12 protein-coding genes are annotated in these 12,414 nt (G+C 68.9%); 11 read left to right on the top strand and 1 reads right to left on the bottom strand.

The window, feature by feature from the left end:
* Positions 1–22: 22 nt before the first annotated feature.
* Positions 23–820, bottom strand: coding sequence for a C40 family peptidase (locus tag OG852_RS20395; RefSeq protein WP_133914773.1), 798 nt, complete (start codon positions 818–820; stop codon positions 23–25).
* 743 nt (positions 821–1,563) lie between these two features.
* Here OG852_RS20395 and OG852_RS20390 point away from each other — a divergent pair.
* The 11 genes from OG852_RS20390 to nuoK are packed head-to-tail and all read left to right on the top strand — an operon-like array spanning position 1,564 to position 12,405.
* A complete protein-coding gene (locus OG852_RS20390; protein ID WP_007383963.1) occupies positions 1,564–1,923 on the top strand; it encodes an NADH-quinone oxidoreductase subunit A in 360 nt (119 codons plus the stop codon).
* A 13-nt stretch (positions 1,924–1,936) separates the two neighbouring features.
* Complete coding sequence (locus OG852_RS20385) at positions 1,937–2,491, top strand: NuoB/complex I 20 kDa subunit family protein (protein WP_055635348.1); 555 nt, start codon at positions 1,937–1,939, stop codon at positions 2,489–2,491.
* A complete protein-coding gene (locus tag OG852_RS20380) occupies positions 2,488–3,237 on the top strand; it encodes an NADH-quinone oxidoreductase subunit C (RefSeq protein WP_133914774.1) in 750 nt (249 codons plus the stop codon). Before OG852_RS20385 ends, OG852_RS20380 begins: the two co-directional genes overlap by 4 nt.
* Complete coding sequence (locus OG852_RS20375) at positions 3,234–4,568, top strand: NADH-quinone oxidoreductase subunit D (protein WP_133914775.1); 1,335 nt, start codon at positions 3,234–3,236, stop codon at positions 4,566–4,568. Before OG852_RS20380 ends, OG852_RS20375 begins: the two co-directional genes overlap by 4 nt.
* The gene (nuoE, locus tag OG852_RS20370) at positions 4,565–5,464 is read left to right on the top strand and encodes an NADH-quinone oxidoreductase subunit NuoE (RefSeq protein ID WP_133914776.1); all 900 of its coding nucleotides are present in this window, start codon (positions 4,565–4,567) and stop codon (positions 5,462–5,464) included. Before OG852_RS20375 ends, nuoE begins: the two co-directional genes overlap by 4 nt.
* Positions 5,461–6,807, top strand: coding sequence for an NADH-quinone oxidoreductase subunit NuoF (nuoF, locus tag OG852_RS20365; RefSeq protein WP_133914777.1), 1,347 nt, complete (start codon positions 5,461–5,463; stop codon positions 6,805–6,807). The genes nuoE and nuoF overlap by 4 nt, the downstream gene beginning before the upstream one ends.
* On the top strand, positions 6,804–9,308 hold the full coding sequence (locus OG852_RS20360; protein ID WP_133914778.1) for an NADH-quinone oxidoreductase subunit G: 2,505 nt from the start codon (positions 6,804–6,806) through the stop codon (positions 9,306–9,308). The genes nuoF and OG852_RS20360 overlap by 4 nt, the downstream gene beginning before the upstream one ends.
* A complete protein-coding gene (gene nuoH, locus OG852_RS20355) occupies positions 9,305–10,666 on the top strand; it encodes an NADH-quinone oxidoreductase subunit NuoH (protein ID WP_330348615.1) in 1,362 nt (453 codons plus the stop codon). The genes OG852_RS20360 and nuoH overlap by 4 nt, the downstream gene beginning before the upstream one ends.
* Positions 10,659–11,261 carry an NADH-quinone oxidoreductase subunit NuoI gene (gene nuoI, locus OG852_RS20350; protein ID WP_330348614.1) on the top strand — a complete coding sequence of 201 codons (603 nt, stop codon included), beginning with the start codon at positions 10,659–10,661 and terminating at the stop codon, positions 11,259–11,261. Before nuoH ends, nuoI begins: the two co-directional genes overlap by 8 nt.
* On the top strand, positions 11,258–12,109 hold the full coding sequence (locus OG852_RS20345; protein ID WP_330348613.1) for an NADH-quinone oxidoreductase subunit J: 852 nt from the start codon (positions 11,258–11,260) through the stop codon (positions 12,107–12,109). Before nuoI ends, OG852_RS20345 begins: the two co-directional genes overlap by 4 nt.
* Positions 12,106–12,405 (top strand): NADH-quinone oxidoreductase subunit NuoK, encoded by a 300-nt coding sequence (gene nuoK / locus OG852_RS20340; protein WP_133914782.1) that lies wholly within the window; start codon positions 12,106–12,108, stop codon positions 12,403–12,405. Before OG852_RS20345 ends, nuoK begins: the two co-directional genes overlap by 4 nt.
* Positions 12,406–12,414 lie beyond the last annotated feature (9 nt).

The raw sequence follows: 12,414 nt of genomic DNA, 5'->3' as shown, positions 1-12,414 counted from the left end.
GCGCGAGTGGTGCGGGGTGCTGTCAGAGCACCCGCACCGCGCCGGTCGGCGGGTCGTACGACAGAGGGCGCTCGACCACGCCCGTGGACGGGTTCTGCGCACCGACGAACATGCCGTCGCCGACGTAGACCGCCACGTGGTACGCGCTGCCCCTGCCACCCCAGTAGAGGATGTCGCCCGGCTGCAGATTGTCCAGCGAGACCTGGGTGCCCCGCATCGACTGGTCCTGCGAGACGCGCGGCAGGTCGACGCCGACCTGCTTGAAGGCGGCCTGCACGAGGCCCGAGCAGTCCCACGAGTTGGGGCCGGTGCCGCCGGAGACGTAGGCGTCGCCGATCTGCGCCTTCACGAAGGCGATGACCGCCGCGGCCGAACCGGTCGCGGTCGAGGTGCTGGTCGAGCTGGAGCCCGACGTCGTGGCGAGCGTGGTCCGCTCGGCGCCGCGCGAGGCGGCCTCGGCGGCGGCCTTGCGGGCCTCCTCCGCCTTCTTCTTCGCCTCGGCCTTCTTGGCGGCCGCGAGGTCCTTCTTGGCCTCCTTGGCCGCGGCTGCGGCGGCCGCGTCACGCTCGGCATCGAGCTGGTAGTTCGCGGCGGCCTGCTGCGTCGCCTGGGCGGACTGCGCCACCTGGGCGGCCAGGTCGCCCGTGAACACGGGCAGTTCGAGCGTCTGGGTCACCGGCTCGGCGGCGTTGGCCGAACCGGCCGCCGTGGCGACCGCCAGCGTGCCGAGGACACCACTGGCGACTCCGGCCCGCATCGCGATCGTCGACGCGCTGCGGCGGGGTTTCCGGTGGCTGCGTATGTGAGCGGTGTGGGACATGAGTCCAACCGGTATCAGGGGCTCCTCCATACCTTCAAGAAACGTGTCCTGCGCCACATTTGTTCAACGCACGCCTCAAATACCCTTCACGCCACTCTTTATTGACGCCGTAACGGACATTGTGGACACGGGCGTTCGGGCCTGTGATCATGGGCTTTCGCTGTTACGTCCGAATTGCCCTCGACCTACCATCGGTGGGGATCGTTGGCCAAGCCCGGTTCTCATGGGCCTCTCATCGATGTGGCGGAGGTCACGGAACGGTCACCGGTACGACCGCGTCATGCGCGTAGATCACCTTCGTCCCGCTCGTGAACGCGTGCACGCGTCCACACCCGCCACCGGGTCTCCCTCCGATGTGTGAACGCGGCCCTCTATCAAGCCGTGCCGTCCATCGCCAATTTGCATGCAAGGGAAGTCTCTTGATATAGAGACGCCCCCCGCTGCCTGCGGTGACGAGCGCATATGTCACTTCTTGTGACCACTCTGACGCTTCCAGTGTCAAGATCATCGCTGATATGACTTCATGATCCATCGTCAGGTGGTGGAGATCACAAAGCTTGTGCAATACCCCGTGTCGCAGATCACAGAGCGGCGGGCATAAGATGCGAGGCAGTTGGGCTTGTGACCTGCTTCACATGTTCGCGATCTTCGCCGGGACGACCGGGGTTCGTGGGGCACATGAGGCGGATGTGAGTCCGATGCCATCGCCAGCAGTCAGTGCCGACTGAGAGGAGCGAGGAGCGGTGAACGCGTATGCGCCCATCCTCGTACTGGGAGCCCTCGGGGCAGGCTTTGCGATCTTCTCCGTGGTCATGGCCACGCTGATCGGGCCGAAGCGGTACAACCGCGCCAAGCTCGAGGCCTACGAGTGCGGAATCGAGCCGACCCCCACGCCGGCCGGCGGCGGGCGCTTCCCCATCAAGTACTACCTGACGGCGATGCTCTTCATCGTCTTCGACATCGAGATCGTCTTCCTCTACCCCTGGGCCGTCACCTTCGACGCCCTGGGTGTCTTCGGGCTCGTGGAGATGCTGCTCTTCGTGCTCACCGTCTTCGTCGCCTACGCGTACGTCTGGCGGCGCGGCGGCCTGGAATGGGACTGAGGGGCCTTTAGTCATGGGACTCGAAGAAAAGCTGCCGAGCGGATTCCTGCTGACCACCGTCGAACAGGCCGCGGGCTGGGTGCGCAAGGCATCCGTCTTCCCCGCCACCTTCGGCCTGGCCTGCTGCGCCATCGAGATGATGACCACCGGCGCCGGCCGTTACGACCTGGCCCGCTTCGGCATGGAGGTCTTCCGCGGCTCACCCCGCCAGGCAGACCTCATGATCGTCGCCGGCCGGGTGAGCCAGAAGATGGCGCCGGTGCTGCGGCAGGTCTACGACCAGATGCCGAACCCGAAGTGGGTCATCTCCATGGGCGTGTGCGCGTCCTCGGGCGGCATGTTCAACAACTACGCGATCGTCCAGGGCGTCGACCACATCGTCCCCGTCGACATCTACCTCCCCGGCTGCCCGCCGCGCCCCGAGATGCTGATGGACGCGATCCTCAAGCTCCATCACAAGATCCAGAACTCCAAGCTGGGCGTGAACGCGGAGGAAGCGGCCCGCGAGGCGGAGGAAGCGGCGCTCAAGGCCCTGCCCACGATCGAGATGAAGGGGCTGCTGCGGTGAGCGACGCGAACGGCACGCATGCGGGCGGGGCGAATCCCGAGAAGGATCTCTCCGCCTCCAACCTCCCGGGCCAGCGCGGCCAGGGCGGCGAGGAGGTCCGCGTCCAGCGCGGCATGTTCGGCGCCGACAACGGCGGCGACACCTCCGGCTACGGCGGCCTGGTCCGCTCCATCCGCCTTCCCGGCGCCGCCGCCCGGCCCTACGGCGGCTGGTTCGACGAGGTCGCCGACGAACTCGAGGGCGCCCTGGAGGAACAGGGACTGGTCCCCGAGAACGCGATCGAGAAGACGGTCGTCGACCGCGGCGAGCTCACCTTCCACATCGAGCGCGCCCATCTGCAACGCGTCGCCCGCACCCTGCGCGACGACCCGGCCCTGCGCTTCGAGCTCTGCACCGGCGTGAGCGGCGTCCACTACCCGAACGACAAGGGCCGCGAGCTGCACGCCGTCTACCACCTGCGCTCGATCACCCACAACCGGTTGATCCGCCTGGAGGTCAGCGCTCCCGACGCCGAGCCGCACATCCCGTCCCTGGTCTCGGTCTATCCGACCAACGACTGGCACGAGCGCGAGACCTACGACTTCTTCGGGATCGTCTTCGACGGTCACCCGGCCCTGACGCGGATCATGATGCCGGACGACTGGCAGGGCCATCCGCAGCGCAAGGACTACCCCCTCGGCGGCATCCCCGTCGAGTACAAGGGCGCCCAGATCCCGGCTCCGGACCAGCGGAGGTCGTACTCGTGAGCAGCACTTCCCACGCATCCGCCGCATCGGCGCGCGAGACCACCGAGGGCACCGTCTACACGGTCACCGGTGGTGACTGGGACGAGGTCGTCCAGTCCGCGACCCGCGCCGACGACGAGCGCATCGTCGTCAACATGGGCCCCCAGCACCCCTCCACCCACGGGGTGCTCCGCCTGATCCTGGAGATCGAGGGCGAGACGGTCACCGAGGCCCGCTGCGGCATCGGCTACCTCCACACCGGCATCGAGAAGAACCTCGAGTACCGGACGTGGACGCAGGGCACCACGTTCGTGACGCGCATGGACTACCTGACGTCCTTCTTCAACGAGACCGCCTACTGTCTCGCCGTCGAGAAGCTCCTCGGCATCGAGGACCAGATCCCCGAGCGCGCCAAGATCATCCGGGTGCTCCTGATGGAGCTGAACCGTATGTCCTCCCACCTGGTGTGCATCGCCACCGGAGGCATGGAGCTCGGCGCCACCACGATCATGATCTACGGCTTCCGCGACCGGGAGATGATCCTCGACATCTACGAGCTCATCACGGGCCTGCGGATGAACCACGCGTACATCCGCCCGGGCGGACTCGCCCAGGACCTGCCGCCCGGCGCGGTGGACCAGATCCGCGAGTTCGTGAAGAAGATGAAGAAGAACCTCCCCGAGTACGACAAGCTCGCCACCGGGAACCCCATCTTCAAGGCCCGTATGCAGGACGTCGGCTACCTCGACCTGGCCGGCTGCATGGCCCTCGGCGCCACCGGACCGATCCTGCGCTCCACCGGCCTCCCGCACGACCTGCGCAAGACCCAGCCGTACTGCGACTACGAGACGTACGACTTCGACGTCCCGACCGCCGACTCCTGCGACTCCTACGGCCGCTTCCTCATCCGCCTGGAGGAGATGCGCCAGTCGCTGAGGATCGTCGAACAGTGCCTGGACCGGCTGCAGCCCGGCCCGGTCATGGTCGGCGACAAGAAGATCGCCTGGCCCGCCCAGCTCGCCCTGGGACCGGACGGCCTCGGCAACTCCCTCGACCACATCAAGAAGATCATGGGCACCTCCATGGAGGCCCTGATCCACCACTTCAAGCTGGTCACCGAGGGCTTCCGCGTCCCGCCCGGACAGGCGTACGCGGCCGTCGAGTCGCCCAAGGGCGAACTCGGGGTGCACGTCGTGTCCGACGGAGGCACCCGCCCCTACCGGGTCCACTTCCGGGACCCGTCCTTCACCAACCTGCAGGCCATGGCGGCGATGTGCGAGGGCGGCCAGGTCGCCGACGTCATCGTCGCCGTCGCGTCCATCGACCCCGTGATGGGAGGCGTCGACCGGTGACCACCTCTTCTTCCGAGCGGGGCGTCAGCCTGGGCATGCCCGAACTGCCCGCGCCCGCCTACCCGGACGACGTCCGGGCCCGGCTGGAGACGGACGCGCGCGAGATCGTCGCCCGCTATCCCGACTCCCGCTCCGCGCTCCTGCCGTTGCTGCATCTCGTGCAGTCGGAGGAGGGCCACGTCACGCGCACCGGGATGCGGTTCTGCGCGGACGTCCTCGGCCTTACCACGGCCGAGGTCACCGCGGTCGCCACCTTCTACACCATGTACCGCCGCCGGCCGAGCGGCGACTACCAGGTGGGCGTCTGCACCAACACGCTCTGCGCGGTGATGGGCGGCGACGCCATCTTCGAGGCGCTCCAGGAGTACCTCGGCGTCGGCAACGGCGAGACCACCGACGACGGAAAGATCACCCTGGAGCACATCGAGTGCAACGCGGCCTGCGACTTCGCGCCGGTCGTGATGGTCAACTGGGAGTTCTTCGACAACCAGACCGTGCAGAGCGCGAAGCGCCTGGTGGACGACCTGCGGGTCGGACGCGACGTACTGCCCACGCGCGGGGCGCCGCTGTGCACCTTCAAGGACACCGCGCGGATCCTGGCCGGCTTCCCCGACGAGCGGCCAGGGGCCGTCGAGGCGAGCGGCAGTGCGGGACCGGCGTCGCTGGTGGGCCTTCGCCTGGCAAGGGGAGAGGCCGCACCCGCGCGCGTGGTCCATCCGCGGGACGGCGGCCCGCACGACGAGCCGCAGGACAGGGCCGTACAGGAACCGCAGGGCAGGAAGGTGCACGAGCCGTCGCCGACCGAGCACCTGAGTTCCCATGACGCGCCGCAGGAGACATCGGCCTCCGACCCGGCCCACCCGGCAGGGCCTACCGCCGAGGAGGGGGAGGGATGACCTTGGCACCCGAGCTGAAAGGCAGCAGCCCCGAGAAGCTGCTCGCACCCGTGCTGTCGGCCTTCTGGGACGAGGAGAGGTCCTGGTCACTGGACGTCTACCGAAGGCACGAGGGGTACGAGGGGCTCCGTAAGGCGCTCGCCATGTCCCCGGACGAAGTGATCGCGTACGTCAAGGACTCCGGTCTGCGCGGGCGCGGCGGCGCGGGATTCCCGACAGGGATGAAATGGCAGTTCATTCCCCAGGGTGATGGAAAACCGCACTATCTAGTTGTCAACGCCGACGAGTCGGAACCGGGCACCTGCAAGGACATCCCGCTCCTCTTCGCGAACCCGCATAGCCTCATCGAGGGCATTGTGATCGCGTGTTATGCCATCAGGTCGTCTCATGCCTTCATCTATCTGCGTGGTGAGGTCGTCCCCGTTCTGCGGCGGTTGCACGAGGCCGTGCGCGAGGCCCATGCGGCGGGCTACCTCGGCGAGAACATCCTGGGCAGCGGACTCGACCTCGAACTCACCGTGCACGCCGGCGCCGGCGCGTACATCTGCGGTGAGGAGACCGCACTGCTCGACTCGCTCGAAGGCCGCCGTGGTCAACCGCGGCTCCGTCCTCCTTTCCCTGCTGTCGCGGGCCTCTATGCCTGCCCGACTGTGGTGAACAACGTCGAGTCCATCGCGTCGGTTCCCGCGATCCTGCACAACGGGAAAGAATGGTTCAGGGCGATGGGCAGCGAGAAGTCCCCGGGCTTCACGCTCTACTCGCTCAGCGGGCACGTCGCGAGCCCCGGCCAGTACGAGGCCCCGCTCGGCATCACCCTCCGTCAGCTCCTCGAGATGAGCGGCGGCATGCGACCGGGCCACCGCCTGAAGTTCTGGACGCCGGGCGGCTCCTCGACCCCGATGTTCACCGACGAGCACCTCGACGTCCCTCTGGACTACGAAGGAGTGGGTGCCGCGGGTTCCATGCTCGGCACGAAAGCACTCCAGTGCTTCGACGAGACGACGTGCGTGGTGCGCGCCGTCACCCGCTGGACCGAGTTCTACGCCCACGAGTCCTGCGGCAAGTGCACACCCTGCCGCGAAGGCACCTACTGGCTCGTGCAGTTGCTGCGCGACATCGAGGCCGGCAAGGGCGTGATGTCCGACCTCGACAAGCTGAACGACATCGCCGACAACATCAACGGCAAGTCGTTCTGCGCCCTCGGCGACGGCGCCGCCTCGCCGATCTTCTCCTCGCTCAAGTACTTCCGCGAGGAGTACGAGCAGCACATCACCGGCCGGGGCTGCCCCTTCGACCCGGCGAAGTCGACGGCCTGGGCCGACCGCCCGGAGGTGAACGCATGACCGTGACCACCAGCGCTCCCACGGGAGGGGGAGAGGCGGCGGTCCCGCCGGAGGATCTCGTGACGCTGACGATCGACGGAGCGGAGATCAGCGTGCCCAAGGGCACCCTGGTCATCCGGGCCGCCGAGCAGCTCGGCATCGAGATCCCCCGCTTCTGCGACCACCCCCTCCTCGACCCGGCCGGCGCCTGCCGCCAGTGCATCGTCGAGGTCGAGGGCCAGCGCAAGCCGATGGCCTCCTGCACGATCACGTGCACGGACGGGATGGTGGTGAAGACCCATCTCACCTCGCCGGTCGCCGAGAAGGCCCAGCACGGTGTGATGGAGCTGCTCCTCATCAACCACCCGCTGGACTGCCCGGTCTGCGACAAGGGCGGCGAGTGCCCCCTGCAGAACCAGGCGATGTCCCACGGCCAGGCCGAGTCCCGGTTCGACGGCCGCAAGCGGACCTACGAGAAGCCGGTCCCGATCTCCACGCAGGTGCTGCTCGACCGTGAGCGGTGCGTGCTGTGCGCCCGCTGCACCCGGTTCTCCAACCAGGTCGCGGGCGACCCGATGATCGAGCTGATCGAGCGGGGCGCGCTCCAGCAGGTCGGCACCGGTGAGGGCGACCCGTTCGAGTCGTACTTCTCCGGCAACACCATCCAGATCTGCCCGGTCGGCGCGCTGACCTCGGCGGCGTACCGATTCCGCTCCCGCCCCTTCGACCTGGTCTCCTCGCACTCGGTGTGCGAGCACTGCTCCGGCGGCTGCGCCACCCGCACCGACCACCGGCGCGGCAAGGTCATGCGGCGCCTCGCGGCACCGGACCCCGAGGTCAACGAGGAGTGGATCTGCGACAAGGGGCGCTTCGGCTTCCGGTACGCGCAGCAGCGCGACCGCCTGGAGACGCCTCTGGTGCGCAACGCCGAGGGCGACCTGGAGCCGGCGTCCTGGCCGGAGGCCCTGCAGATCGCCGCACAGGGGCTGCTCGCCTCACGCGGCAGGACCGGTGTCCTGACCGGCGGCCGGCTCACCATCGAGGACGCCTACGCGTACAGCAAGTTCGCGCGCGTGGCGCTCGACACCAACGACATCGACTTCCGCGCGCGTGTGCACAGCACCGAGGAGGCCGACTTCCTCGCCGCCCGGGTGGCGGGCCGGGGCCGTGATCTCGACGGTACGGGTGTCACGTACACCTCTCTGGAGAAGGCGCCCGCCGTCCTGCTGGTCGGGTTCGAGTCCGAGGAGGAGGCGCCCGGCGTCTTCCTGCGGCTGCGCAAGGCCTGGCGCAAGCACGGACAGAAGGTGTTCTCGCTCGCCACGCACGCCACGCGCGGCCTGGAGAAGGCGGGCGGCACCCTCCTGCCGGCCGCTCCGGGCACCGAGACCGAGTGGCTGGACGCGCTCGCCGGCGGGGTCGGTCTGGACGACGCCGGTGGTCAGGCCGCTGAGGCGCTGCGCGGCGAGGGCGCGGTGATCGTCGTGGGGGAGCGGCTGGCGCGTGTGGCCGGCGGTCTGACCGCCGCCGTACGGGCCGCCAACGCCACCGGAGCCTTCCTGGTGTGGATCCCGCGCCGGGCGGGGGAGCGGGGCGCGATCGAGGCGGGTGCGCTGCCGTCGCTGCTGCCGGGCGGGCGTCCGGCGACCGACCCGCGCGCGCGGCAGGAGGTCGCGGCCGTCTGGGGGCTCGCCGAACTTCCGCACCGCCACGGCAGGGACACCGGTGAGATCGTCGAGGCGGCCGTGTCCGGCGAGCTGCAGGCGCTGCTCGTCGCGGGCGTGGAGGTCGCCGACCTGCCCGACCCGGCACGCGCGCGTGAGGCGCTCGCCGAGGCCGGCTTCGTGGTGTCGCTGGAGCTGCGGCCCAGCGAGGTCACCCGGCTCGCGGACGTCGTCCTGCCGGTCGCCGCGGTCGCGGAGAAGCCGGGCGCCTTCCTCAACTGGGAGGGCAGGGTCCGCTTCTTCGAGGCCGCGCTCAAGCCCGACCAGATGACCCGCAGGTCGGCGCCGTCCGACGCGCGCGTGCTGCAGATGCTCGCCGACGCCATGGACGTCCACCTCGGTCTGCCGGACCTGCGCACCGCACGTGCGGAGCTGGACCGGCTCGGCGGCTGGGACGGCCCGCGCGCCACCGAGCCGCTGGAGACCGCCGGCGTGCTGCCGAGGCCGGCCGCGGGCGAGGCCGTGCTGGCCGGGCACCGGCTGCTGCTGGACCAGGGCCTCCTGCAGGAGGGCGACGAGGCGCTCGCCGGGACCCGGCACGCGGCCCACGCACGCGTGTCGGCCGCGACGGCCGCCGAGGCCGGGGTGAAGGACGGCGACGTCCTCGCCGTGACCGGCCCGCGCGGAGTCGTCGAACTGCCCCTCCAGGTCACGGAGATGCCCGACCGCGTGGTGTGGCTCCCGCTGAACTCCACCGGCGGCGGCGTCGCCTCCGACTCCGGGGCACAGCCCGGCTCCCTCGTCCGCATCGGTCCGGCGACGCCCGCCCCCGAAGCCCCCAAGGAGGTGGAGGCATGAGCCCGTACTTCGCCGCTGAGGACCTCTCGATGTTCGGCCGCGACCCCTGGTGGCTGGTCGTGATCAAGGCGGTGTTCTGCTTCGCCTTCCTGATGGTGACCGTGCTGTTCTCCATCGTCTGGGAGCGCAAGGTCGTCGCCTGGATGCAGCTGCGCATCGGCCCCAACCGGCACGGCCCCTGGGGCATGCTCCAGTCGCTCGCCGACGGCATCAAGCTGATGCTGAAGGAAGACATCATCGTCAAGCGGGCCGACAAGGTGGTGTACGTCCTCGCGCCGATCGTCGCGGCCATCCCGGCCTTCATGGCGATCGCCGTGATCCCCTTCGGTCCGGCCGACAACGAGATCTCGATCTTCGGCCAGCGCACCACGATGCAGCTCACCGACCTGCCGATCGCGATGCTGTACATCCTCGCGGTCGCCTCGGTCGGCATCTACGGCATCGTCCTCGCGGGCTGGAGCTCCGGCTCCACCTATCCGCTGCTGGGCGGCCTGCGGTCCTGCGCCCAGATGATCTCCTACGAGATCGCCATGGGTGCCGCGTTCGCCTCGGTGTTCCTCTACTCGGGGTCGATGTCGACGTCGACGATCGTCGAACAGCAGACGGACCGCTGGTACATCATCCTGCTGCCGGTCTCGTTCATCCTGTACATCGTCACCATGGTCGGCGAGACCAACCGCGCTCCGTTCGACATGCCGGAGTCCGAGGGCGACCTGGTCGGCGGCTTCAACACCGAGTACTCGTCGATCAAGTTCGCGATGTTCATGCTCGCCGAGTACGTCAACATGGTGACCGTCTCGGCCGTGGCCACCACGCTCTTCCTGGGCGGCTGGCGGGCGCCCTGGCCGATCAGCGCCTTCTGGGAGGGCGCGAACCACGGCTGGTGGCCGATGCTCTGGTTCGTCATCAAGGTCCAGCTGCTGCTGTTCTTCTTCATCTGGCTGCGCGGCACCCTCCCGCGCGTGCGCTACGACCAGCTGATGAAGCTCGGCTGGAAGGTCCTCATCCCGGTGTCGGTGACCTGGCTGATGCTCGTCGCGACCGTGCGGACCCTGCGCAACGAGAACTACGACTTCGCCCAGATCGCCCTCTACGTCGGCGGCGGTGTCCTGGCCCTGCTGCTGCTCTCCTTCGTCGTGGACATGTTCCGCGGCGGCGCGAAGGCGGCGCAGGCCCCCGCGGAACCGGCGGGCTTCGACCCGATGGCGGGCGGATTCCCCGTGCCCCCGCTGCCCGGACAGGAGCTTCCGGCGGTGCCCCGGCGCCGTCCGCGCCGGGAGCGGGAGCTGATTGTCAGTGGTGGGTCGGACACTGTCAGTGACGGATCGCTGGATGGAAAGGAGGCGTCCGATGGCTGAGGAGCCCAAGGAGACCACCCCCGGTTTCCAGAACCCCGTGGCCGGCTTCGGCGTGACCTTCAAGGCCATGTTCAAGAAGCGGCTCACCGAGCAGTACCCGGAGCAGAAGAAGACCACGGCCCCGCGGTTCCACGGACGGCACCAGCTCAACCGCCATCCCGACGGCCTGGAGAAGTGCGTCGGCTGCGAGCTGTGCGCCTGGGCCTGCCCCGCCGACGCGATCTACGTGGAGGGCGCGGACAACACCGACGAGGAACGCTACTCGCCGGGCGAGCGGTACGGGCGCGTGTACCAGATCAACTACGCCCGCTGCATCCTGTGCGGCCTGTGCATCGAGGCGTGCCCCACGCGCGCGCTCACGATGACCAACGAGTTCGAGCTCGCCGACTCCAGCCGCGCCAACCTGATCTACACCAAGGAACAGCTGCTGGCCGGTCTCGAGGACGGCATGGTCGACACCCCGCACGCGATCTACCCCGGGACCGACGAACAGGACTACTACCGGGGCCTGGTCACCGAGGCCGCGCCCGGCACGGAGCGCCAGGTGGCCGTCTCCAAGGGCGAGAAGCCCTCCCAGGAGGAGGTCGAGGCATGAACCAGCTCGCCGCCTACTCCACCTCCACCGGAGAGGCCTTCCAGTTCTGGGTGCTCGGCACCGTCGCGGTGATCGGCGCCCTGTGCACCGTCTTCATGAAGAGGGCCGTCCACAGCGCGCTCTGTCTCGCCGGCACCATGATCATCCTGGCGATCTTCTACCTCGCCAACGGCGCCTACTTCCTGGGCATCGTGCAGATCGTCGTCTACACCGGCGCGATCATGATGCTGTTCCTGTTCGTGGTGATGCTCGTCGGCGTCACCGCGGCGGACTCCCTGAAGGAGACCATCAAGGGCCAGCGCTGGCTGGCCCTGGTGTGCGGCCTCGGCTTCGGCGTCCTGCTGATCGCCGGCATCGGCAACGCCTCCCTGACGGAGTTCACCGGCCTCTCCGAGGCCAACGCGAACGGCAACGTGGAGGGCCTCGCCGCCCTCATCTTCACCAAGTACGTCTTCGCCTTCGAGATCACCGGCGCCCTGCTGATCACGGCCGCCGTGGGCGCCATGGTGCTCACCCACCGCGAGCGCACCGAGCGCGCCAAGACCCAGCGCGAGCTGGCCGAACAGCGCGTCCGCGAAGGCAGGCACGTACCGCCGCTGCCCGCGCCCGGCGTGTACGCGCGGCACAACGCCGTGGACATCGCGGGCCTGCTGCCCGACGGCACCCCGTCGGAGCTCACGGTCAGCAGCACCCTGCGGGAACGCGGCCAGATCCGTGACGTGTCCGCCCAGGCGCTGAACGACCTCAAGGCGCTGGAACAGCGGGCGGAGGACCGCCTGGAGCGCGGCGAGAGCGAGCCGCCGCACCTCGAGCGGAACTCCCGGCGGACCGAGGAGGCGTCGAAGTGAACCCCGTCAACTACCTCTACCTCGCCTCCCTGTTGTTCGCGATCGGCGCGACGGGCGTGCTGATCCGGCGCAACGCGATCGTCGTGTTCATGTGCATCGAGCTGATGCTCAACGCCTGCAACCTCGCGTTCGTCACCTTCTCCCGGATGCACGGCAACCTCGACGGCCAGATCATCGCCTTCTTCACGATGGTCGTCGCCGCAGCGGAGGTCGTGGTGGGACTCGCGATCATCGTGTCGCTGTTCCGTTCCCGCCACTCGGCCTCGGTCGACGACGCCAGCCTGATGAAGCTGTAAGGGGTCGGA

Source organism: Streptomyces sp. NBC_00582 (assembly GCF_036345155.1).
GTDB lineage: Bacteria > Actinomycetota > Actinomycetes > Streptomycetales > Streptomycetaceae > Streptomyces.
The sequence above is the reverse complement of the archived record's forward strand: the minus strand, read 5'-3'. Positions and strand labels throughout refer to the sequence as shown.

Excerpts from the sequence above, each read along its gene's own strand:
- OG852_RS20395 (WP_133914773.1), bottom strand. The coding sequence starts at position 820 with ATGTCCCACACCGCTCACATACGCAGCCACCGGAAACCCCGCCGCAGC.
- nuoF (WP_133914777.1), top strand. The coding sequence starts at position 5,461 with ATGACCTTGGCACCCGAGCTGAAAGGCAGCAGCCCCGAGAAGCTGCTC.
- nuoH (WP_330348615.1), top strand. The coding sequence starts at position 9,305 with ATGAGCCCGTACTTCGCCGCTGAGGACCTCTCGATGTTCGGCCGCGAC.
- OG852_RS20385 (WP_055635348.1), top strand. The coding sequence starts at position 1,937 with ATGGGACTCGAAGAAAAGCTGCCGAGCGGATTCCTGCTGACCACCGTC.
- OG852_RS20345 (WP_330348613.1), top strand. The coding sequence starts at position 11,258 with ATGAACCAGCTCGCCGCCTACTCCACCTCCACCGGAGAGGCCTTCCAG.
- nuoI (WP_330348614.1), top strand. The coding sequence starts at position 10,659 with ATGGCTGAGGAGCCCAAGGAGACCACCCCCGGTTTCCAGAACCCCGTG.
- OG852_RS20360 (WP_133914778.1), top strand. The coding sequence starts at position 6,804 with ATGACCGTGACCACCAGCGCTCCCACGGGAGGGGGAGAGGCGGCGGTC.